22 protein-coding genes are annotated in these 23,391 nt (G+C 45.4%); 13 read left to right on the forward strand and 9 right to left on the reverse strand.

Annotation, left to right across the window (positions count from 1 at the left end):
* Positions 1-19: 19 nt before the first annotated feature.
* The 3 genes from narH to arfM form a co-directional block, all read right to left on the reverse strand.
* On the reverse strand, positions 20-1,483 hold the full coding sequence (gene narH, locus C1T29_RS22345; RefSeq protein ID WP_095432254.1) for a nitrate reductase subunit beta: 1,464 nt from the start codon (positions 1,481-1,483) through the stop codon (positions 20-22).
* On the reverse strand, positions 1,473-5,159 hold the full coding sequence (locus C1T29_RS22350) for a nitrate reductase subunit alpha (RefSeq protein ID WP_095432255.1): 3,687 nt from the start codon (positions 5,157-5,159) through the stop codon (positions 1,473-1,475). Before C1T29_RS22350 ends, narH begins: the two co-directional genes overlap by 11 nt.
* A 215-nt stretch (positions 5,160-5,374) precedes the next feature.
* On the reverse strand, positions 5,375-5,851 hold the full coding sequence (gene arfM / locus C1T29_RS22355) for a Crp/Fnr family transcriptional regulator ArfM (protein WP_095432256.1): 477 nt from the start codon (positions 5,849-5,851) through the stop codon (positions 5,375-5,377).
* 147 nt (positions 5,852-5,998) lie between these two features.
* On the opposite strand from arfM, the gene C1T29_RS22360 reads away from it, so the two are divergent.
* A complete protein-coding gene (locus tag C1T29_RS22360) occupies positions 5,999-6,718 on the forward strand; it encodes a YwiC-like family protein (RefSeq protein ID WP_095432257.1) in 720 nt (239 codons plus the stop codon).
* Positions 6,719-6,749: 31 nt separating this feature from the next.
* On the opposite strand, the gene fnr is transcribed toward C1T29_RS22360, so the two are convergent.
* From fnr to C1T29_RS22380, 4 genes are all read right to left on the reverse strand, one after another.
* The gene (fnr, locus tag C1T29_RS22365) at positions 6,750-7,466 is read right to left on the reverse strand and encodes a fumarate/nitrate reduction transcriptional regulator Fnr (RefSeq protein ID WP_014665760.1); all 717 of its coding nucleotides are present in this window, start codon (positions 7,464-7,466) and stop codon (positions 6,750-6,752) included.
* Between the two features lie 98 nt (positions 7,467-7,564).
* Positions 7,565-8,752: a nitrate transporter NarK gene (gene narK, locus C1T29_RS22370; protein WP_095432258.1), complete on the reverse strand. Its 1,188-nt coding sequence runs from the start codon at positions 8,750-8,752 to the stop codon at positions 7,565-7,567.
* 134 nt (positions 8,753-8,886) lie between these two features.
* A complete protein-coding gene (gene argS, locus C1T29_RS22375) occupies positions 8,887-10,557 on the reverse strand; it encodes an arginine--tRNA ligase (RefSeq protein WP_095432259.1) in 1,671 nt (556 codons plus the stop codon).
* On the reverse strand, positions 10,554-10,982 hold the full coding sequence (locus C1T29_RS22380) for a YwiB family protein (RefSeq protein WP_040081525.1): 429 nt from the start codon (positions 10,980-10,982) through the stop codon (positions 10,554-10,556). Before C1T29_RS22380 ends, argS begins: the two co-directional genes overlap by 4 nt.
* A 311-nt stretch (positions 10,983-11,293) precedes the next feature.
* Here C1T29_RS22380 and sboA point away from each other — a divergent pair, with 311 nt between their 5' ends.
* The 9 genes from sboA to C1T29_RS22425 are packed head-to-tail and all read left to right on the forward strand — an operon-like array spanning position 11,294 to position 18,231.
* Entirely contained in the window at positions 11,294-11,425 is a 132-nt protein-coding gene (gene sboA / locus C1T29_RS22385; protein WP_003222002.1) for a subtilosin A, read from the forward strand.
* The gene (locus C1T29_RS22390) at positions 11,382-11,519 is read left to right on the forward strand and encodes a bacteriocin biosynthesis protein (RefSeq protein ID WP_103749263.1); all 138 of its coding nucleotides are present in this window, start codon (positions 11,382-11,384) and stop codon (positions 11,517-11,519) included. The genes sboA and C1T29_RS22390 overlap by 44 nt, the downstream gene beginning before the upstream one ends.
* A gap of 39 nt (positions 11,520-11,558) precedes the next feature.
* Positions 11,559-12,905 (forward strand): subtilosin maturase AlbA, encoded by a 1,347-nt coding sequence (albA, locus tag C1T29_RS22395; RefSeq protein WP_103749262.1) that lies wholly within the window; start codon positions 11,559-11,561, stop codon positions 12,903-12,905.
* Positions 12,906-12,917: 12 nt separating this feature from the next.
* Entirely contained in the window at positions 12,918-13,079 is a 162-nt protein-coding gene (gene albB, locus C1T29_RS22400; RefSeq protein ID WP_003222006.1) for an antilisterial bacteriocin subtilosin biosynthesis protein AlbB, read from the forward strand.
* Positions 13,076-13,795, forward strand: coding sequence for an ATP-binding cassette domain-containing protein (locus C1T29_RS22405; protein WP_040081524.1), 720 nt, complete (start codon positions 13,076-13,078; stop codon positions 13,793-13,795). The genes albB and C1T29_RS22405 overlap by 4 nt, the downstream gene beginning before the upstream one ends.
* Positions 13,788-15,098 carry a bacteriocin biosynthesis protein AlbD gene (locus C1T29_RS22410; RefSeq protein WP_095432262.1) on the forward strand — a complete coding sequence of 437 codons (1,311 nt, stop codon included), beginning with the start codon at positions 13,788-13,790 and terminating at the stop codon, positions 15,096-15,098. The genes C1T29_RS22405 and C1T29_RS22410 overlap by 8 nt, the downstream gene beginning before the upstream one ends.
* On the forward strand, positions 15,088-16,248 hold the full coding sequence (gene albE / locus C1T29_RS22415; RefSeq protein ID WP_103749373.1) for an antilisterial bacteriocin subtilosin biosynthesis protein AlbE: 1,161 nt from the start codon (positions 15,088-15,090) through the stop codon (positions 16,246-16,248). Before C1T29_RS22410 ends, albE begins: the two co-directional genes overlap by 11 nt.
* A 4-nt stretch (positions 16,249-16,252) precedes the next feature.
* Positions 16,253-17,533, forward strand: a complete 1,281-nt coding sequence (locus C1T29_RS22420) for a M16 family metallopeptidase (protein ID WP_103749261.1) — start codon at positions 16,253-16,255, stop codon at positions 17,531-17,533.
* Positions 17,530-18,231, forward strand: coding sequence for a bacteriocin biosynthesis protein AlbG (locus C1T29_RS22425; protein WP_103749260.1), 702 nt, complete (start codon positions 17,530-17,532; stop codon positions 18,229-18,231). Before C1T29_RS22420 ends, C1T29_RS22425 begins: the two co-directional genes overlap by 4 nt.
* 5 nt (positions 18,232-18,236) lie before the next feature.
* Here the strand turns inward: C1T29_RS22425 and C1T29_RS22430 are convergent, their stop codons facing one another.
* The gene (locus C1T29_RS22430) at positions 18,237-19,613 is read right to left on the reverse strand and encodes a YncE family protein (RefSeq protein WP_103749259.1); all 1,377 of its coding nucleotides are present in this window, start codon (positions 19,611-19,613) and stop codon (positions 18,237-18,239) included.
* Positions 19,614-19,652: 39 nt separating this feature from the next.
* Positions 19,653-21,008: a YncE family protein gene (locus C1T29_RS22435; protein WP_103749258.1), complete on the reverse strand. Its 1,356-nt coding sequence runs from the start codon at positions 21,006-21,008 to the stop codon at positions 19,653-19,655.
* A 229-nt stretch (positions 21,009-21,237) separates the two neighbouring features.
* Between C1T29_RS22435 and rapF the strand changes: the two genes are divergently transcribed.
* The 3 genes from rapF (at position 21,238) to C1T29_RS22450 (ending at position 23,215) form a co-directional block, all read left to right on the forward strand.
* Positions 21,238-22,383 (forward strand): response regulator aspartate phosphatase RapF, encoded by a 1,146-nt coding sequence (gene rapF / locus C1T29_RS22440; protein WP_103749256.1) that lies wholly within the window; start codon positions 21,238-21,240, stop codon positions 22,381-22,383.
* Positions 22,367-22,486, forward strand: a complete 120-nt coding sequence (gene phrF, locus C1T29_RS22445) for a phosphatase RapF inhibitor PhrF (RefSeq protein ID WP_003222023.1) — start codon at positions 22,367-22,369, stop codon at positions 22,484-22,486. The genes rapF and phrF overlap by 17 nt, the downstream gene beginning before the upstream one ends.
* A gap of 249 nt (positions 22,487-22,735) precedes the next feature.
* Positions 22,736-23,215, forward strand: coding sequence for a DUF2712 domain-containing protein (locus C1T29_RS22450; RefSeq protein ID WP_069150514.1), 480 nt, complete (start codon positions 22,736-22,738; stop codon positions 23,213-23,215).
* Positions 23,216-23,391: the final 176 nt, after the last annotated feature.

Below are 23,391 nucleotides of genomic sequence, written 5' to 3' on the forward strand. Positions count from 1 at the left end.
ACACCTCATTTATCAAAAGTTAGAAACAGGAGCCGGGGCCGCCTGAAAATGATAAGCCGCAGCTTCCTTGTTCAGCGTATAAATCTGATACTTCTTCTCGATGGCTGCTCGGAATCACAAAGCGGTCATCATATTTAGCAATCGCAAGCAGCCGATACATGTCTTCAATTTGCTGTTCTGTTAAGCCGACACTGGAGATCAGTTCCGGATCGATTGATTTATTCGTCTGGACCGCTCTCATATACTGGCGCATGACAGACATTTTCTTTAATGTTGACCGAATATGATCCGTATCACCGGCTGTTAACAGCTGCGCCAAGTAATCTATCGGGATTCTCATTTGGTCGATAGCCGGAAAAATATCTTCCGCCGTTTGCCGGCTGCCTTTTCCTTCAAAGAGATTCATAATCGGGCTGAGCGGCGGAATGTACCACACCATTGGCAGCGTGCGGTACTCAGGATGAAGCGGCAGCGCTATCTTCCAGTCAATGATCATTTTATAGATTGGTGATTGCTGCGCGGCCTCTATCCATTCAGCCGGAATGCCCTGTTCTTTTGCCAATTTGGCAATCTCAGGATCATTCGGATCAAGAAAAACATCCAATTGAGAATGGTAGAGATCCTTTTCGTTTTCAACAGATGCCGCTTCCTCCACTTTGTCCGCGTCATACAGCATGACGCCGAGGTAGCGGATTCTGCCAACACACGTCTCGGAGCAGATGGTCGGCAGTCCCGCCTCCAAACGCGGAAAGCAGAGTGTGCATTTTTCCGCTTTGTTCGTTTGCCAGTTAAAATAGACTTTTTTATAAGGACACGATGAGACGCAATATCTCCATGAACGGCATGCGTTTTGATCCACAAGCACAATGCCGTCCTCCTCGCGTTTGTACATGGCGCCGGACGGACAGGATGAAACGCACGCCGGGTTGATGCAGTGCTCGCAAATACGGGGCAGATACATCATAAAGACCTCATCGAATTCTGTTTTGATCGATTCCTCCATCTTTTGCACGTTTGGATCTTCAAGTCCCGTTATGTGGCCGCCTGCGAGATCATCCTCCCAGTTCGGCCCCCATTCGATATTCATGAAATCCCCCGTCAAGGACGATTTCGGTCGTGCCACTGGCTGGTGTTTTTTCTGCGGGCTATTCGTTAATGTTTCATAATCATAGTTCCAAGGTTCATAGTAATCATCAATTGATGGCTGATTTGGATTATAGAAAAGGCCTGCAAGCCGGTTTGTTTTCGAGCCTGATTTCAGCTCGAGCTTTCCTTTTTTCAATGTCCAGCCGCCTTTATATTTGTCCTGGTCCTCCCATTGCTTCGGGTAGCCGATGCCCGGCTTTGTTTCTACATTATTGAAGTACATATATTCCGCACCGGAACGGTTTGTCCACGTGTTTTTGCAGGTGACGCTGCACGTGTGGCAGCCGATGCATTTATCCAAGTTCATGACCATACCGATTTGCGCTTTAATCTTCAAGCCAATCGACCTCCTTCAGCTTGCGGATGACGACATTCAGGTCGCGCTGATTCCCCGTTGGGCCGTAATAGTTAAAGCCGTAGCTGAGCTGGGCGTAGCCCCCGATCATCTGTGTCGGCTTGACGTGAATCCTTGTAGGGCTGTTATGGGTGCCTCCGCGGTTATTCGTCAGCTTTGTTCCTGGCACGTTGATGTGGCGGTCCTGGGCATGGTGCATAAACGCCATTCCTTTAGGAATCCGATGAGACAAAACCGCTCTCGCGACGACAACGCCGTTTCGGTTGAAGCATTCAATCCAATCGTTGTCTTTAATATCCGTGTCCTCTGCATCATCTTTATTCATCCATACGGTCGGCCCGCCGCGGAACAGCGTCAGCATCGGCAAGGAATCAAAATACATGCTGTGGACGGACCATTTGTTATGCGGCGTCAAATAATTGAGGACGATCTCTTTTCCCTCTTGATCAGGCCGCTTGCTTAGAAACGGGCGGTGCTGGAGGATCGGTTTAAATGTCGCCATCGTTTCACCGAATTCCATCATCAGTTCATGATCGACATAATAGGATTGTCTGCCTGTCAGCGTTCGCCACGGGATTAATTTCTCCACATTCGTCGTAAACGGCGAATACCTGCGCCCGCCTTTTTCAGAGCCGGTAAACGCCGGAGATGTGATGACCGTTTTCGGCTGGGCTGTAATTTGTTCGAACGTAAAGCATTCTTCCTCACGCTCTTCCGCCAGGTCTTTCAGCTTCAGGTTTGTGATGTTTTCAAGTGATTCCCATGCTTTTACGGCGACCTTTCCATTCGAAGTGGACGATAGGGTTAAAATCGCTTCTGCCGCCTGCTTTGCTTCACTTATATTTGGACATCCCTTTGCCACGCTGTCTGAGGTGATTTCTCCCAGTCTCTTTTTGAGCGATTCATATTCATCGGCTATTGACCAGCTCATCCCTTTTGTTCCGCTCGGCTTTAAAGCAGCGTTAGGACCGAGTGCGGTCATTTTATGAAAAATGTGTTTGTAATCCCGTTCAACGACTTGGATGTTCGGCATCGTTTTTCCCGGAATGGCTTCACATTCGCCCTTGCTCCAGTCATTGATTTTGCCGAATGGCTGGGCCAATTCCTGCATGGTGTCGTGGAGGAGCGGCGTCGCAACCACTTCTTTCACCGGCTCCATATCGACTTCTTCTGCCAGATCTGAAACGGCTTTTGACAGCGCCTTGAAAATATCCCAGTCTGACTTCGATTCCCACGGAGCCGAGATCGCCGGAGCAAATGGATGAATGAACGGATGCATATCCGTGCTGCTGAGATCATGTTTTTCATACCATGTCGCCGCCGGCAGCACGATATCAGAATACAGCGCCGTACCCGCCATTCGAAAATCAAGATTGATTAATAAGTCGAGCTTTCCTTCCGGCGCCTGCTCCCGCCATTTGATTTCTTCAGGGCGGATGCTGTCGCTGTCGTCATTCATTAAACCATTCGTCGTCCCCAGCAAATGCTTGAGAAAATATTCATGCCCTTTTCCTGAGCTTGAGATCAGATTTGCCCGCCATACAAAGAGATTCCTTGGGAAATTCACTTCATTGTCAGGATCTTCAATCGCGAATTTCAGTTTTTTCTCTTGGAGCTGTGAGGCCACGTACGCACCTACGTCTTCAGGTGTTGCTGCCCCTGCTTTTTCAGCTTCTTTATACAGATCGATGCCATTTTGATTGAAAGTCGGGTAAGACGGAAGCCACCCTAGCCGCGCCGCCAGCACATTGTAATCAGCGTGGTGCTTGTAGCGGGATGACGCAGCAATCGGTGATGCCAAATCACTGATCGGCTGGTCCTCGTAACGCCACTGATCTGTCGCAAAGTAGAAAAATGAAGTGCCGTTTTGCAGCTTGGGAACGCCCTCCCAGTCCTTTGCAGTTGCAATCGTCTGCCATCCTTCAGCAGGTCGGAGCTTTTCCTGCCCGACGTAATGGGCCCAGCCTCCGCCATTTACGCCTTGGGCGCCTACAAGCAAAACAAGATTTAACACCGCTCGGTAGATCGTGTCGGAGTTGAACCAGTGGTTAATGCCGGCTCCTACGATAATCATGGACCGGCCGTCTGTATCGATCGCATTTTGAGCAAACTCTCTGGCAATCTTAACGACAGCTTCTTTTTTGATTCCTGTCATTTGTTCCTGCCATGCAGGCGTAAACGGCTCTGGATCATCATAGGAGACAGCTTGTTGTTCGCCGATGCCCCGATTTACGCCGTAGTTAGCCAGTATCAAGTCAAACACGGTCGTGACGTACGTCTCTTCACCGTTCAGGTTCATTTTTTTAATAGGAAGATCCCGCTCGAGCACTTTGTTTCCGTCATTTGAAAAATACGGGATGCGCACCGTGCCGATTTCATCCTCTATTCCGAGCACAGAAAGACGGGGTTCAATCGCTTCTCCTGTTTCTTCATCAATCATATGCAGGTTCCATTTCTGCTTCCCGTCCCAGCGGGAACCCATTGTCCCCTGCGGTATGGCAAATGCGCCTGTCTGTTCATTCCAGACTGCGGGCTTCCACTGATCATGCTTTGTCTGCCGCCCGATGTCCTTCGCATGCAAAAACCGGCCCGCTGTGTATACGCCATTTTCTTTTGATAAGGTGACGAGAAATGGAAAATCAGTGTATTGCTTCGCATACTCAATAAAACGTTCAGTTTCTTGGTTCACGTAGAATTCCTGAAGAATGACGTGACCCATGGCCATCGCAAGCGCCCCGTCAGTCCCTTGGCGGATACTCAGCCAGTCATCCGCGAACTTTGAGGATTCCGCAAAATCCGGACTGATCGAAATGACCTTAGCGCCTTTATAGCGGGCCTCCGCCAAAAAGTGCGCGTCAGGGGTTCTCGTTAACGGCACGTTGGAGCCCCATGTGATGATATAGCCTGAATTGTACCAATCACTGCTTTCTGGAACGTCCGTCTGGTCACCCCAAATTTGCGGGGACGCCGGCGGAAGATCCGCATACCAGTCATAAAAACTGAGCATAGGGCCGCCGATTAACGACATAAACCGGGAGCCTGACGCGTGGCTGATCATGGACATGGCCGGAATCGGAGAAAAGCCGACATTCCGGTCGGGCCCGTATTTCATCACTGTATACAGCAGAGAGGCTGAAATCAGCTTCAGCACCTCCGGCCATTCAGCACGAACAAAACCGCCTTTCCCTCTCGCCTGTTTATAGGACTTCGCTTTTTCAGGGTTTTCAACGATAGATTTCCAGGCATCCAGCGGATTTTGATGCATCTGCAATGCTTCCCGCCACAAATTGATCAGCACACTGCGCACGTATGGATATTTCACACGGAGCGGGCTGTAGATATACCATGAAAAACTGGCCCCCCGCGGACAGCCTCTCGGTTCGAAATCAGGCATATCCGGGCCTGTTGATGGGTAATTCAAATTTTGTCCTTCCCACGTGACAATTCCGTTTTTCACATAAATATTCCAGCTGCAAGACCCCGTGCAGTTAACGCCGTGGGTGGAGCGAACGACTTTGTCGTACTGCCATCTGTTTCTGTATACATTCTCCCAATCGCGATCTTCGCGGGTGGTTTGGCTATGTTTATTTGAATGGTGTTCTATAGGAGAGAAAAAATTCAATCTCCTAAACAACGGACTCATTTTCTTTTTCTTCATGAGAGTTCACTCCTTCCGAGTCAGGTGGTGCTAAGTTCACTATAAACAGAGACAGCGTGTTCCCTTGTGAACTATGTCACACACTCTGCTTTTTTCACAAAATGTTCACACAAAGGAGAAGGAAGGATTTTCACAGGATGTGAGGAAGGCCGCGTTTGCAGGACGCCTGATCATGAGCCGCCTTTTCATTCAAAGATCAAAAAACCCGGCTCTATTTAAGAACCGGGCTCAGCATTTTCGTCTTGTGATGTATGCAAATACCGCAAAAATAACTGATAGGAACAAAAAACATTTTGCTGAAGCATGGCCAAAAAGTTCATTTGCAGCTGCGGATTGTAAGACATCATTTTTTTAAATACGTAATAAGGGATATTGAGAATCAGAATGTCTGAAGTGGCATTGACTGAGATAAAAGGCGATAAATAAAGCCCGCCTTTTTCATCAATCGGAAACACATCGCCTTTTTCCCACAGCGCAACGGTTTTCGACCCTTCAGGGAGCCTGGTGTCCATAAAACGGACACTGCCTTTTAATACAATATAAACAGATTGTGAATGAAGAAAGGATGGAGTTTGATCACATGGGCCGCTGATAAACGTGCCGTTTTTCAGCAAGGTTTCGACAATAGATAGAGGCACTTCATTAAACATGGGAAATTGTTTCAGAAATAATAAATAGTCACACTGATTCATAAGAAAGCCTCCTTCCTGTGCTAAGGATAGCTTTAGTGTAGCTCGACTGAGCCTGTACAGCAGTGATGTATTTCACAGCCTGTATGATGAATGTCACTTATCAGGAGGGTGACTGCATTTATAATGAAAGAAAAAAGGAGGGTTTCGATGAAAGCGCTGATTCCGAAGCAGCACGGCGCATGGGCGATGCTGCTGATCCCATTTTTACTAGGCATAGTCAAGGGAGGCCCCGTTATCTGGCATATCCCGCTCTTCCTTGGCTGGCTTTTCCTATACTTAGCCGTTTATCCCGTTACACTTGCCTTAAAAAAGAAACAAATCAAACCATATCAAAAGTGGATGTGTTATTACGGTTTTCCCGCCTGCTGCTTTTTGATGATCTCGGTCTTTCATAAGCTGCCTCTCATCTGGGTAGGCGTTTCTTTACTGCCGCTGTTTCTCATCCATATGTATTTTGCCCGCCGAAAAAATGAACGAGCCCTATTGAATGATGTTGCGGGTGTTTTGTTCTTTTGTTCGGGAGGTCTTGCAAGCTGCTGGCTGGGGATGGGAACCCTTGACGGCGGGGCTTGGTTTATTTTCTTGCAGTCTGCTTTATTTTTTATCGGGAGTTCCTTTTATGTGAAATCGGTGATCCGCGAGAGAAAAAACAGGGCATTTGCATACTGGTCATGGGGATATCACCTGCTGCTCCCCTTTTTATCCGCTCTTTTCGGAGCAGGATGGGCGTTTCTCGCTTTTATCCCAAGCAGCTTGCGGGCATGGTTTTTTCATGGCAGGGATTGGCCCGCGAAAACGATTGGCATTCTGGAAATCGTGAATGCCTGCTTCTTTTTTGCCGTCATGTGCTTCTTTATGACAAGGTAAAAAAACAAGGACACCGCTGTCCTTGTTTTTTTCAGTCAATATTGCAAATCTCCAGCGGACAATTTTCACACTCAATTTCACATCGCAAATAGTCCCGCTTGTGCAAAATAATTTTTCCAGATTCGTCTATCGAAATAACCCCTTGTTTGCGGAGATCTCCGAGCATGCGGTTGACGCTTTCCCTTGCAGCCGCGCAAAACTTTGCCAAATCCTGATTTGTCAGGACAATGTTAATCAGAATGCCGTCGCTTCGCTCCACTCCGTAGCTGTTTGATAAGCGGATCAGGGTGGAATAGAGCGCACCCTTTTTGCCGTGAAGAAGCAGATCCCTGATTTTGGACTGAATTTTCCGGAGATGGGTGCTCATCCATTTCATGAACTCAAATGTCAAAGCGCCGTTTTGGATTAATTCTTTTTCCAGCTTATTTTTATTAATGACGAGCACCTCGCCATCCTCTAGCACTTTTGCACTGAGCATATACCTCGGTTCTTCAGTGAAAAGTGTTAATTCACCGACGATATCGTTTTTTTGGCAGATTCTAAGCGTCAGGTCTTTTCCGTCAGATGTCAGCTTGCCGATTTCAATGAGTCCTGATTGAATCAGATAAAGCTCTTCTGCATCCATTCCTTCTCGAAACAAATACGTGTGTTTTTCCATTTTTCTTTTCGTGCTGATCGATTCCAGCAATTCATGCAGATCACTGGATATAAGATCGCTATCAGATGGTCGAACAGAGAGAAAATTCATGAGCTCACCTCGAAGAAAGTCACGTTGTGTGTTTATTGTAACGTGAATTGATTTGTACCCATCGAGAAAAAACTAACAATCTTGTGAATGCTCCAGTGTTAGTTGATGCTCTGACTGTTTCTCTCCGTGTGCATTTTCATTCTTTCCTGCCAATACATCCAGATCACAAGGACAAAGCTGGCTAACGCCACCTCTGAAAGCGCCATAAATCCGATCGCATATTGGCCTGTTGCCTGAAACACACTCGCCAATATCAGCGGAGGAAAAAAACCGCCTAATCCGCCCATTGCAGACACAATCCCATTGGCAATTCCCGCTTGCTTCGAAAAATAGAAAGGCACCAGTTTAAAAACCGTCCCGTTCCCTATGCCTGAACAAACTGCTACAGTTAATGACCCAAACGTATAAAGGCCGATAGTCGGCGAGAACGATAAGATAATGCCTGATAATGTAAGCCCCGCAAAAACGAGCATCAAGATGCGGAGCGGGCTTATTTTATCAGCCAGGAATCCGCCCGCAGGCCTGAGCAGCGTAGAGACCGCAATAAAGCCAGCCGTCCGCAAACCGGCATCCGCCGGACTCAGTCCAAAGTGCTCCACCAGAAAGTTCGGCAAATAGATGGTGAAGGCGACAAAGGCACCAAACGTAATAAAATAAAACAGGCTCAGAAACCACAGGACATGATTTCGGTAAACGGCTTTGATTTGAGTCTTTACAGAAACCTTGACCTTCTTCTCATGCCTGTCGCCGAATAAAACATGCAGTAAGGCAAAGACAGCCAGCAAAACCAGGTACATCTGCACGGTTGCTTTCCAACCGACGGCTTGAGCAATAACCGGCGCCGCAAATGTCGTAACGGCTGTCCCGATATTTCCTGCACCGTAAATCCCATTGACGACACCGTGCTTTTCCTTCGGATAATATTTCGGAAGAGAGGTCACCCCAATGGAGAATACCGCTCCCCCGATCCCTAAGAAAAAGCCGCCTGCGATTAAATCAAACAAAGAACCCGCAATACTGATCCAAAATACAGGAAACAAAAGCAAGATAAAGCTGATCATAAACATCAGCCGCGCGCCAAACCTGTTCGTTAAATACCCTAAAGGAATGCGGAGAAGCGACCCGAGGATCACAGGTATCGCCGTCACCAAAGAAATCTCGCCCTTGCTTAAATGAATATCTAATGTGATTTGGGAAATGAGTGATGAAATCAGCACCCAAACCATAAACCCTGCCACCAAGCTTAATGACTGTAACGATAATTGAATGTGTTGACGGTTGATCATTTGGCTTGCCCCTTTCAATGATTCAATAATCAGTCTTATCATACAAAAACTCGGCAAACAGGATTGTGAAATACATCACACGTTTTCCTCATAAAAAAAGGACAAAGCCCGAAGACTTTGTCCTTTGATCATCATTACATTTTTTCCGGAGCCGATACGCCAATCAGCTGAAGCGCGTTGTTCAGCGTAATTTGCGTTGCCTTCATTAAAGCCAGGCGCGCGCGGCTTTTCTCTTCATTTTCAGGATCGATGACTTTCTCTGCGTTGTAGAAGCTGTGCAGAGCGGAAGCCAGGTCATAAATATAGTTTGTGACACGGTGCGGAATTCGTTTTTCTGCTGCTTCCGCAACTGCCTCTGGGAAGCCGCCGATCGTTTTCAGCAGATCATATTCTTTTTCTGATTGGATATGGCTGAAATCAAGGTCTGCCGCAGGTGTAAGTCCCTGCTCCTCCCCTTGGCGAAGCATGCTGCAAATACGGGCATGCGCATATTGTGCATAATACACAGGGTTTTCGTTAGATGTTGATACAGCAAGATCTAAGTCAAAATCCATATGTGTGTCCGCACTGCGCATCGCAAAGAAGTAGCGCACGGCATCCAAGCCTACTTCTTCAATCAAATCACGCATCGTTACGGCTTTACCGGTCCGTTTGCTCATTTTCATTTTCTCGCCGTTTTTGTAAAGGTGAACGAGCTGAATGATTTCTACTTCAAGCGTTCCTTTTTCATAGCCCAGCGCTTCGATTGCCGCTTTCATGCGCGGGATGTAGCCGTGGTGATCGGCGCCCCAAACGTTGATCAGCTTATCAAAGCCGCGGTCAAGCTTGTCCTTATGGTACGCGATATCAGGAAGCAGGTACGTGTACGTGCCGTCCTTCTTGATCAATACGCGGTCTTTATCATCGCCAAACGTCGTAGAGCGGAACCAAGTCGCGCCGTCTTCTTCATAGACATGGCCTTTTTCGCGGATCGCTTCAAGCGCCTTATCGATTTTTCCGTTTTGGTACAGAGACGTTTCGGAATACCACACATCAAACGGCACACGGAAGTTTTCCAAGTCCTTGCGCAGCTTTTCTAGCTCATATTTCAGGCCATATTCACGGAAAAACGCGAGGCGTTCACTTTCCTCTTCGTTAACGAAACGATCGCCGTATTCCTCAGCGAGACGCTTTCCGATCGCAATAATATCCTCGCCGCGGTAGCCGTCCTCCGGCATCGGTTTTTCCAAGCCGAGCGCTTCAAAGTAACGGACTTCAACAGAAAGCGCCAGATTGTTGATTTGGTTTCCCGCATCGTTAATGTAGTATTCGCGGCTTACATCGTAACCCGCTTTTGAAAGCACGTTGCACAAGGAGTCACCGACAGCCGCACCGCGTGCATGCCCGAGGTGAAGGTCTCCCGTCGGATTCGCTGATACGAATTCGACCTGAACTCGTTCACCGTTTCCGATGTTCGTTTCCCCGTATGCTTCCCCTGCTTCCAGTACAGACGGAATCAGCTTTGTTAAATATTGATTGTTCATATAGAAATTGATAAAACCCGGGCCGGCGATATCCAGTTTTTCAATCGAAGCCTTTCCTTTATCAAAATGAGCGACAATCTCTTCAGCGATTTGGCGCGGCGCTTTTTTTGCGACTCTCGCCAGCTGCATCGCCATATTTGTAGAGTAATCGCCGTGTGTTTTATCTTTCGGTGTTTCTAAAACGACATTAGGAAGCTGGCTTTCTTCAGCCAGTCCCGCTTTCAGAACGGCCGCTTTGATTTCTTCTTTCAGCACGTCCTTCATTTGTTCCGCAATGTTCATGCGTGAGTTCCTCCCTCATACGTGATCGTCATATTATGTAAATGCTCCTGCTCGTCTCCGACATGCATGTCATATGCGATGCTGATACGGCCATTTTCTTCACCGAGATCAGATTGAATCGATTTTGTGCTTGTTTTCAGCTCAAGCTCACCAAATGACATTTTATATTTAGCAATTGTGGAAGCTCCCGTTACGAAACGCTGATTCATTTTGACAGCGCCTGACCTCATGACCAGGACTTCGCCTTCGCTTACTTTCACAATCGTTTTGACTTTGCCTAAGTCGTGTTCTTCATAATAAGATAGATACACTTTATTTTGTTTTACATAGTAAAATCCGGTGGTGCGGAATTCGATGACCTCTTGGTTTCCGTCATCCTCAATCACAGACTTCACATGGAGTGTTATCGGTGTCTCTTGCTTCATTCTGACACGTCCTTTTCATCATTCCACTTTGACTTGAATAGTATAATCATTCGGTTTGTAAACTTCAACTGCTTCTATCTTACCATCATTGCTCATCAGATTTGAAGATAAACCTCATAAAAAGCATTTCCTTAATAGAAGAGAAAATCATATCACTAATTACCTTTAGGAAATGTTACATTTTTCCGAAATCTATCATTTCCATTTCACATTTTTTTCAAAATATATGTATTGAATTAGTAATTTGATAGTTTTAAGATAAAAGTACAACATAGATCTGCTAGAAAAACAAAAAAAGGGAGGATTCAATTATGAAAAAAGCTGTCATTGTAGAAAACAAAGGTTGTGCAACATGCTCGATCGGAGCCGCTTGTTTAGTGGACGGCCCTATCCCTGATTTTGAAATTGCCGGTGCAACAGGTCTATTCGGTCTATGGGGATAAGGTTCTCCAAAAAGGGCATAGTCTTTCTACTATGCCCTTTTTAAGTAAATTACATTTTTTAACTAAAATCTACCTCTTGGATATACATACATAATCGTTTTTCATTTGAATCATATGTATAGGGGATGGTATTTTGTTTATAGAGCAGATGTTTCCATTTATTAATGAAAGTGTAAGAGTTCACCAGCTTCCTGAGGGCGGCGTGTTAGAAATCGACTACTTGCGCGATAATGTCTCCATTTCTGACTTTGAGTATTTGGACCTCAACAAAACGGCTTACGAGCTTTGCATGCGCATGGATGGCCAAAAAACAGCTGAACAGATTTTAGCTGAGCAATGTGCCGTGTATGATGAATCTCCCGAAGACCATAAAGACTGGTATTACGACATGCTCAACATGCTCCAGAACAAGCAGGTCATCCAGCTTGGCAACCGGGCCAGCCGCCATACAATCACCACGAGCGGAAGCAATGAGTTTCCAATGCCGCTCCACGCCACATTTGAGCTGACGCACCGCTGTAATTTGAAATGCGCCCACTGTTATTTGGAAAGCTCACCTGAAGCGCTCGGCACCGTGTCGATTGAGCAATTCAAAAAAACGGCTGATATGCTGTTTGATAACGGTGTATTGACATGCGAAATCACGGGCGGGGAAATTTTTGTCCATCCAAACGCCAATGAGATTCTTGACTATGTGTGTAAAAAGTTCAAGAAAGTCGCTGTCTTAACAAACGGAACACTCATGCGAAAAGAGAGCCTGGAGCTTTTGAAAACGTACAAGCAAAAAATCATCGTCGGCATTTCTCTTGATAGTGTCAATTCCGAGGTTCATGACTCCTTTAGAGGGAGAAAAGGCTCTTTTGCCCAAACTTGTAAAACGATAAAATTGTTGAGTGACCACGGTATATTTGTCAGAGTCGCCATGTCCGTCTTCGAAAAAAACATGTGGGAAATCCACGATATGGCCCAAAAAGTTCGGGATCTTGGAGCGAAGGCGTTCTCTTACAATTGGGTTGATGATTTCGGAAGAGGCAGGGATATTGTCCATCCAACGAAAGACGTCGAGCAGCACCGCAAGTTTATGGAATACGAGCAAAATGTGATTGATGAGTTTAAAGATTTAATTCCGATTATTCCCTATGAGAGAAAACGCGCGGCAAATTGCGGCGCTGGCTGGAAGTCCATTGTGATCAGCCCGTTCGGCGAAGTACGTCCGTGCGCCCTCTTTCCAAAGGAATTTTCATTGGGAAATATTTTTCATGATTCCTATGAAAGCATCTTTAACTCCCCTCTCGTCCATAAACTGTGGCAAGCGCAGGCGCCGCGGTTCAGCGAGCATTGCATGAAAGACAAATGCCCGTTCAGCGGCTATTGCGGAGGCTGTTACTTAAAAGGGCTGAACTCTAACAAATATCACCGGAAAAACATTTGCTCTTGGGCGAAAAACGAACAATTAGAAGACGTGGTCCAGCTTATTTAGGAGGGAAACGATTTGTCACCAGCACAAAGAAGAATTTTACTGTATATCCTTTCATTTATCTTTGTCATCGGCGCAGTCGTCTATTTTGTCAAAAGCGATTATCTGTTTACGCTGATTTTCATTGCCATTGCCATTCTATTCGGGATGCGCGCGCGGAAGGCTGACTCGCGATGAGCATTTTGGATATACACGATGTATCCGTTTGGTATGAACGGGACAACGTCATCTTAGAACAAGTGGATTTACATTTAGAAAAAGGCGCCGTTTACGGCCTGCTTGGGGTAAACGGCGCCGGAAAAACGACACTGATTAATACGCTGACAGGCGTGAATCGCAATTTCAGCGGGCGCTTTACGCTGTGCGGAATTGAAGCGGAGGCCGGCATGCCTCAGAAAACATCAGATCAGCTGAAGATTCACCGTTACTTCGCCGCCGATTATCCGCTGCTGTTTACAGAAATTACGGCGAAGGACTATGTGTCTTTCGTCCATTCGCTTTACCAAAAGGATTTTTCAGAGCAGCAGTTTGCCGGTTTGGCCGAGGCCTTTCATTTTTCAAAATACATCAACAGGAGAATTTCAGAGCTGTCCTTGGGGAACAGGCAAAAGGTTGTGTTGATGACAGGCTTATTGCTGCGCGCCCCCCTGTTTATTTTGGATGAGCCGCTCGTCGGTTTGGATGTGGAATCGATAGAGGTCTTTTATGAGAAAATGCGCGAGTACTGTGAGGCAGGCGGAACCATTTTGTTCTCTTCTCATCTGCTCGATGTCGTGCAAAGATTTTGTGATTATGCGGCCATTCTTCACAACAAACAGATCCAAAAGGTCATTCCGATTGGAGAGGAGACCGATCTGCGGCGGGAATTTTTTGAGGTGATCGGCCATGAATAGCATAATCCCCATCATGTCTTTGCTGTTCAAACAGCTTTACAGCCGGCAAGGGAAAAAGGATGCCATCCGCATTGCCGCAGGCCTTGTCATTCTGGCCATCTTTGAAATCGGGCTGATCCGACAGGCTGGCATTAACGAATCGGTGTTAGGGAAAACGTATATCATACTCGCACTTCTCTTGATGAATGCGTATATGGTGTTTCTTTCTGTGACATCTCAATGGAAGGAATCTTATATGAAGCTGAGCTGCCTGCTGCCGATTTCTTCACGGAGCTTTTGGGTTGCCCAGAGTGTCGTTCTCTTTGTCGACACTTGTTTGAGAAGAACATTATTCTTTTTCATTTTACCGCTGTTCTTATTTGGAAACGGAACGCTGTCAGGGGCACAAACATTGATTTGGCTCGGCAGATTTTCGTTTTTTACCGTTTACTCCATTATTTTCGGAGTTGTGCTAAGCAACTATTTCGCCAAAAAGAAGAACTGGATGTTTCTGCTGCATGCGGCGATATTCGCCTGTGTATGCCTCAGCGTCGCTTTTATGCCGGCCGCCACGATTCCGCTTTGCGCGGTTCATATCCTGTGGGCAGTGGCCATTGACTTTCCTGTCTTTCTGCAGGCGCCTCCGCAGCAGAGCAAGTTGCATTCATTTATGCGGCGATCTGAATTTTCGTTTTACAAAAGAGAATGGAACCGATTTATCTCTTCTAAAGCGATGCTGTTAAATTACGCGGTCATGGCGGCGTTCAGCGGATTCTTTTCGTTCCAGATGATGAACACCGGCATCTTCAATCAACAAGTGATTTATATCGTGATTTCCGCGCTTTTGCTCATCAGCTCACCGATCGCTCTTTTGTATTCGATTGAAAAAAACGACCGGATGCTGCTTATCACGCTTCCGATCAAGCGGAAAACAATGTTTTGGGCGAAATATCGCTTTTATGCCGGTCTATTGGCAGGCGGATTTCTCCTTGTCGCGATCATTGTGGGTTTCATCAGCGGCCGTCCGATTTCAGCTCTCACTTTTTTGCAGTGCATTGAGTTGCTGCTGGCGGGAGCGTTTATCAGGTTAACCGCGGATGAAAAACGGCCCTTCTTCAGCTGGCAGACGGAGCAGCAGCTATGGAGCGGTTTCTCAAAATATCGGTCTTATCTGTTTTGTCTCCCCCTATTCTTAGCCACATTAGCCGGCACCGCTGTCTCCCTGGCGGTCGTTCCGATAGCCGGTCTGATCATAGTCTATTACCTGCAAAAACAGGATGGTGGTTTCTTTGATACAAGCAAAAGAGAACGGCTTGGAAGTTAACCTGCTGAAGACTCATCAATTTTCAACTATTTCAATCGCCGCGAGCTTTCTGAAACCGATCGAAAGCGCGGCGGAACCTGAGGAAGAAACAATTTATTTTTATGGCGCCGCCGCATACCTGAAGGAGCAAATCATTGACGCTTTCGGTTATGCTGCCGGCAGCCGTTTCATGTACTCGGCGAATCTCTTTTTTGATCAGCAGCTGAAAACCTGCGGGACCCGTTTGATTCACCCATTGTATAACGGGAATCTTCATGTTGACGCCCTAATGAAAACTTTTGCAGACATGTCTTTCCCTTCCTCCCTTTCACCCGAAGCCGTTGAAAAAGCACGGAATGAGCTGCTGCTGAAAATCGAAAAGAAATTCGCTGATCCCTTCTCCTACTCGGCAGCGCGCTTGGCTGAGGAGGTCTTCGGAAACCCGATGTACGGCACAGGCATGTTCGGCCGGAGAGACAGGATAAAGGCGATTCATCCTAAACGGTTTCTCGACGCAACGGACTTTATCGTTGATTTAATGTCCCAACAAAAACAGCTGAACATATTGGGACAAGTACAAGCATGTGATGTTCGGGGACATGCCCCGCAAACGTCCGCTGTAACGTCCGGAAGAATACCCGTAAACCGGCATGTTTTTGAAACAGAGACACGCAGCGCTGCAGGCCCTTCCGTCTTGACACTCGGATTTGACTGCGGAGAGATGAAAGATGCCAGAGATTATATCAAAATACAGCTAATAGACGGATTACTGGGAAAGTACGGCCATTCCGCTTTATTCAAGCACTTCAGAGAGAAGGATCTGGCAGTCTATCACGTTATCACCCGTTACGATGTCATGAACAATTTGCTGCTTGTTTCAATATGTACAGATCAGCTTCATGAGAAAGACATTCCCCCGCGCGTTTTGGAAGCTGTCTCAGCTTTTCAAACGAATGAGCGGGAACTGGAACAGGCAAAGCAATTTTTACGGAATGAAATGCTGCTGCAATTCGATTCTCCCGAAGGTCTGTTGGCCTATATGGGGATTCTGCGCCGCTTCTCCTGCACGAAAGAAGCCTTGCTGAATGGCATCTCAGCGGTAACGTGCCGTGATGTATTGCAATTCATAGCGACTATCAATTATATCGGAGCTCATGTAGTAAGGGGATGAAGAGATGGAAAAGAAAGCCTTTTTTCAACAGCTGGATGAACGAACCGATATCAAATACACAGACAGCGGGCTGAAAATATTCAGATTGAAATTCCCCCGCGCCCACCTGCGGCTGTGCAATGTGAAAATCGACTTTGGCAGCCGGGATGTATGTATACGTGCAGAATCCGGTGATACACTGCTTCCGTATGGCACAGCGCATTTTTTAGAGCATCTTCTCTTCTGGCATAACGGCCGCAACCTGTACAATGATTTTTTTGCGCATGGCGCGCTTTTAAACGCATTCACTACCTACACCGATACCAATTTCATGTTTACCTCATTACCGGATCGGCTCAGACAAACGATCCCCATCCTGCTCGATGCTTTATGGAACCACTCATTTAACAAAAAGATTGTCGCTCAGGAAAAAGCTGTGATTACAAGCGAAATTCAAACAGCACACCTTAACCATCAGCTCTCATATCATTATCAGCTGATCAGCATGCTTTCTCCCGCCTCACCTGCAGCCGTTTTCCCCGCAGGCAGAATCGAGGATATTAACGCGCTGAACATCTGTGATTTACAAAAAGCCTACAAAGCCGCCTACAAAGCCCATCGGATGACGCTGTTTTTGATTGGGGGTTCAGAAGATACGGAAATGCTTTTACCTCCTCACCTTCAGCTGCAGAAGCGTCCGCATGATCAAGCTAAAAAGAAAATCATCCCGGCGTGCCCTCCACCCCTTTCACAAAAAATGGTGCTGGGTGATGAGGAGCGGATGGAAGATACATGGACCGGATTACAGATCGGCGCACTTCCCGAGCAAAACGATCTATTGACCGTAAAGCTTTATTGGGATATCGCGTCTCGTATTCTATTTCAATTAGATTCACCGTTTTTTCAAGAAATTCAGCAAACGTATCGCCTGGAAATCGATCGCTTGTCAGCCGAGACACATATATATGAGGATGGCGGTTTCTTGATCCTTCACAGTCAAGGGACCCATTCTTCAGCTTATATTGATGTCGCATCATACTATGTCACGCAGCAGAAAGAACAGGTTGCGTCCTGGCTTCAATACGGCAAGAACTCTTTGACGGACGCGATCATTTATGACAGCGATTATGTGCGTAAATGCTTCGAATGGGCGGCCGAGTGTGACAGGAGCGATTGCTCGTTTCTTGACATGTACCACATCATTCAAGATATGGATACGCAGATTTTCTTGTCTCTCATTGATGCATTGGCATCTTCTAACAGAGCGATCATTCATGTTTCCCAGAAAGAGGCGATCAAACAATGAGAAAAAGCACTGTCTTTACCTTGTTATTGCTGCTTGTCGGTATGGCGGCTTATTCCTTCGGCTGGGTTCAGGCCGCCGCCGAATCCGCCGCCCAATATGTACAGATGATCAACAGTGATGCCGTGCGGCTCGGACTGCTGGCTTGTACCGCCGCCGTCCTGATGCTGCCTGCTTTTCTCTATCTTCACTATGTCACCCAATCCGTGAAAAACATGACAGCAGCTTTTCAGAAACTCACACAGTCTCATCAAAGCTGCTGTGACTTTCAGCAACACAACCTGTGCAGCCGCTATGCAGAAGACGTCAAATCGCTGCGTGACAGCTATAAAAACGTCCGCCAAACATACGTGATGGCTGCTGTATTATGCCAAGTCGTCATATTCGGCTGCATGTTCGAAATCGTCAAAGCCGTCCCTTTCCGCCTTTACACGCCCCCTGCCGTTTCAATGGGGCTTGCGCTGTTACTGATCTTGTATTTATTGTTTTGCATGCGAACGTATTTGCTGCAGCTTTTGCAGCACGCCAGCCTATTCAGAAAAGTGCTTGCGGGAGCGCTTGCAGCAGCCGGGATATGGTGGATGCTCAGTTTCACTATAAGTGAACTGCTGTTTCTGATCATCGTAGCGGCGATCCAGCAGATCGGATCATCAATATATAAGCACATCTCTGATCGCCGCCCCGCTTCTTTCGAACTATAAAGCTTCTACATTGCAATCGCAGACGGACCCGCGCCAACCGGAATCACCGTCACAGCTGTATAATCGCTCGTGCGGTACACGGTCACAGCATTGTCGTTGGGCTGTGCCGCATAAATATACTGATTGTCCGGCGTTACGGTGAGGTCAAAGGCGCCGGGCAGTGACACGTTTGCAATGATCCTCTGTCTAGCCGTATTAACTACGTATAAGTTTTTTATGAGAAACGGTTCACTATAAGGCTCTAGAAAATAAGCTCTAGTGCTGTCCAAAGAAAATACAATCGTTCTCAGAGTTTCAAATAAACGGTTAAAGTCGCTTCCCCTGCTTAATGGTGACAGACTGATCTCCGTTACACCTTTCGGCCACAGCTCGCCATTCAACACGTACGCAAAATTTCCAGCGTAAGGAGTTGCAATTAAACTGGGGAATTCAAATGAATCGATGATACTTTCTACCAACTGACCTGTACTTACATCATATTTATCAACCGACCAACTGCTTGCATTAGCGGTATAGACATACTGTCCATCCGGATCAAGAGCAAAGTCTAACGCGCCGGGTATCGGAATGACATCAATGACCGATTGAGAGGCTATGTTAATCATATATATAGATCCGGCGGCCATCACGTACGCGAACTCATCTGTCTGATCAAATTCGATCTTTCTCGGCCCGCCTCCAACAGTAATGGTATTTATGATGGTTAATGTTTTATTATCAATCACTGAGACAAGGTTGGTATTCCCATGGAGGACATACGTGAATGCTTTATCGAAAGTAACGCCTAGATTAGTTGGCACGTCAGAAAAAGGGATTGTTTTTACAACCGTGTTTAAATCTGCATCAATAACCGAAACCGTGCTGTCTCCAGTATTAGCAGTAAACACATATGATTGAGGGTCTGGTGATGGCGGTAAAACAAGTGTACCGGTCACCGTAAGCGGACTGCCGTAGAAAGGCGGTACAATGAGAAGGTCTTCCACTGTTATTTGACTAAAATCAGGACAGCGGCCAGCCTGCGCTGCATAATAAACAACTTGATCAATCTCTTCAGAATGAATCACAGAAACCGCCCCATTGCCTTGTCCATATTGATTTCGCACAGGCGACACACTGACAAGAAGCGTAACGGTCCCTTGTACTCTCACAGCATATCGAACACCGATATCTTCTGTTTCCGGCCCAGTCTTGATTAAGCAAGGCTCACTGGTGCAGGACAAATTGTCTGTACTCCATGTAACAGCCGCTGACGCTTCGGCCGAATCAACCTTGAAGCCCTCAGGGATATCTATTGGCACTTGAAACGGCGCTTCCCGGCCGATTTCCTCATCACAAAAACAGAAACAATTTTCCTGTAAAGCAGAAAGATCATTCTTTTTCATGATTTCACGTCCTTTTAGAAATGCACAGCATTCAGTTGATTAGATCGCAATAGCTCCCGGTGAAACCCCAAGAGATATGACAGTTTCCACAGAATAATCATCCGTATTGTAAACAGTGATGTTCTGCTCTAAAAAATGGGTTGCATACAGAAATTCGCCATTCGGAGTAAACGCAAAGTCTCTTGCCGATTGCGGAACATTTCCTATAACGCCTGCTCCATTCGGACTGACAGAATACAAATTGCCAGTGAAGCTGTCGTGTAAATACACCTCTGATCCACTCGTAAACATTGCATATTGTCCGTCAGGCTCCAGTTCTTGGGTAATGCTGATCGTAAACGTATTTAGATCAATAACCGTCAAATAATTGAATAAGAATTCTTGTTCTAACACATACGCATACCTCTCCAGAGAATCTGTTTCTATGGATGATACGATAAGATCTCGTTCAATCGTTCCTATGACTTCACCAGTGAATAGGTCTACTTTTTGCACTAAACCAAAATTAAGAACATAGGCGAATAACCCATTGGGGTCGATTGCAACATCAAACCCTTCTACAGGAATTGACCTATCAACAGCCAGCGTATCAATTCCAATCACATAAATTGCAGTACCGGCGAAAACATAAGCAAACTCATCATTAGGGATAAATTTGATCGATCGAGGCGGCTGATCCAGCATTATGGATGCTGTCACTGTTAATGTGTCATAATCGATGACAGAAATCACATTGTTGTTGAAGTGCAAAACAAACACAGCGCTTTTATCCGGGGTCACTTCAATATCTGTCGGCCTATATGGAAGAGCAATCGTTGTCACAACGGCATGAGTGTTTGTATCAATCACAGAAACTGATTGATCATTTGGATTCGCTGTAAACGCATAAACAGGCTCCGGCTCCGGTACAAGCACAATCGTCCCCGTCACCGATAAAGGACTGCCGTAAAAGGGCGGAACAACAACAAGGTTTTCGATCGTGATGTCACTGATATCCGGGCAATCTTCCGGTACATCGGAATAATAGACGACTTGATCGATCTCTGCATTGTGAATGACGGAAACAGCCCCATCCCCTTGTCCATATTGATTTCGCACAGGTGAGACACTGACGAGCAGCGTAACGGTTCCCTGCAGGCGCACTGCAAATTGAACACCGATCTCATCAGGCTCAGGCCACGTTTGAATTAAGCATCGTTCGCTGACACAGGAAAGGCTGTCCGCATTCCACGTGACACTTGCAATAGCTTCAGCCGGATCAACGACAAACCCTTCAGGTAATTCAATCGGTGCTTGAAACATGGCCTCGCGGCTTGCTTCTTCCTCACAAAAACATAAACATTCTTCTTGTGCGGCTTCTGCTTTTTCTTTAAAGGAAAGCTTGTTTTTTCTCATACCTTCACTTCCTTTTCAGACATACACTGCTCACGCAGATATAACAGAATATGGAAGGTGAATCTGTTTGCTTGTACAAATTGCCGAGGGTAAAAGCGGTTTTTTGAAAAAGTTCCCTCTGATATGCGGTGTAACGAAAGAAAACATTGCGGTTTTTTTGCGCTTCTCACAAGAATGAAGATGATAAAATATGACATATATAGAATAATGAAGGGAGGGATTTACAAACGTGACAGGTGTCATATCTTCTTCTTCCATCGGAGAAAAGATTAACGAATGGTATATGTACATACGCCGATTCAGCATACCCGATGCAGAATATTTGCGACGAGAAATCAAGCAAGAGCTGGATCAAATGGAAGAAGACCAAGACCTTCATTTGTACTATTCACTGATGGAATTCCGGCACAACCTGATGCTTGAGTACCTTGAACCGTTAGAAAAAATGAGGATTGAGGAACAGCCAAGACTGTCTGATCTGCTGGTTGAGATTGATAAAAAACAGGCTCGTTTAACTGGAGTCCTTGATTATTACTTTAATTTCTTCAGGGGCATGTATGAACTGGACCAGCGGGAATATCTGTCGGCTATTAAATTTTTCAAGAAGGCTGAAAGCAAGCTGATATTCGTTAAGGATCGGATAGAGAAAGCTGAGTTTTTCTTTAAGATGTCTGAGTCTTATTACTACATGAAACAAACGTATTTTTCAATGGACTATGCACGGCAGGCATATGAAATATACAAAGAACATGAAGCGTATAATATAAGGTTGCTTCAGTGTCACTCTTTATTTGCTACCAATTTCTTAGATCTAAAACAATATGAGGATGCCATATCTCATTTTAAAAAAGCTTACTCTATGGCGGAAGCTGAGAATCAGCCCCAATTGATGGGGAGAACCTTGTACAATATCGGGCTTTGTAAAAACAGCCAAAGCCAATATGAGGATGCCGTAACATATTTCAAAAGAGCAATAGCTGTTTTTGAGGAATCTAATATTCTTCCTTCCCTGCCCCAAGCCTATTTTTTGATTACACAAATTCATTATAAATTGGGAAAAACGGATAAAGCCCATGCATATCATAGTAAGGGAATAGCTTATTCTCAAGAGGCCGGGGATTCAATCTATTTATCAGAGTTTGAATTTTTGAAATCTTTATACTTATCAGGCCCTGATGAAGAAGCAATTCAAAGGTTCTTTGATTTCCTCGAAAGTAAAATGTTGTATGCCGATCTTGAAGATTTCGCTCTTGATGTGGCAAAATATTATCATGAACGTGAAAATTTTCAAAAAGCTTCTGCTTATTTCTTGAAGGTGGAACAAGTAAGGCAACTTATTCAAGGAGGAGTGAGATTGTATGAAATTGAAGTCTAAACTATTACTCTCTTGTCTGGCCCTAAGTACTGTTTTCATCGCAACGAATATTGCAAATGCACCTACACACCAAATTGAAGTTGCACAACGAGGAATGATTTAATGTTAACAACCGGTTTTTTACCGGTTGTTTTTTTGTTAAATAAAAAGTGAAATTATAGTTTTTAAAAAATTATAATATTAATTACTAAATTATTTTAAATTGGTTTCCCAATCCAGAAACATAATAAATAAGATAATTTTCATTATCATAAATGAGAAAATTGTTTACTTTTCCTTTTTATTGAATTATTATATATAAGACTTAAGTTCAGTACAACTTCAATTGAAGCTTAAAAATGGAGGATTAATATTGAAAGTTCAATTCAAAAAAAGGATTAGTTTACTCATCATCATGTTTGGGCTTGCTGTTTCCTCACTGGGTGTTACACAGGTGGTTCATGCAAAAGCCAATACGAGCGATTCAAGGGTGCATTTTACTTTCACATGGTACAGCCCTTACGACTATACAACTGCTCGAAGAAAACAAAATAGAAGCTACATGTATATGCGTCTCCTAAAGAAAGATGACGGAGGTCACTTTGATGTATGGGCAGAGGCAGATAAAAACGTTCACTCTGGCGGGCGTGACTGGCACAATGTATCCGGTGGTGGAACTCACGAAGGAACAGTATACCCGGGTCATACATACTTATTTTCCAACACTGCTGTTGAAAATTACGGAAAAAATGTACCCGTAAGGTTTGGCGGCTACAGCCACACTGGTAATTCCTTTCCAACTGATTGGAGTCCTGACAGCGTAAAACCTAAGGGAAATTACACAGTCTATTAATACCTTTCTCAAAACAAAGCGATCTTACATTAAACATGTAAGATCGCTTTTTAAGGTAAAAATAATATCCACCCTTCAAGATTTTTTATTAAAATAAAACTATCCAAAACTCATACAGAGTTTAATAAAAAACAGGAGCATTGCACATGATTTCTTTCTTTTTAAAACGTTTATTA

The sequence above is a fragment of the Bacillus sp. MBGLi79 genome, from assembly GCF_002953915.1.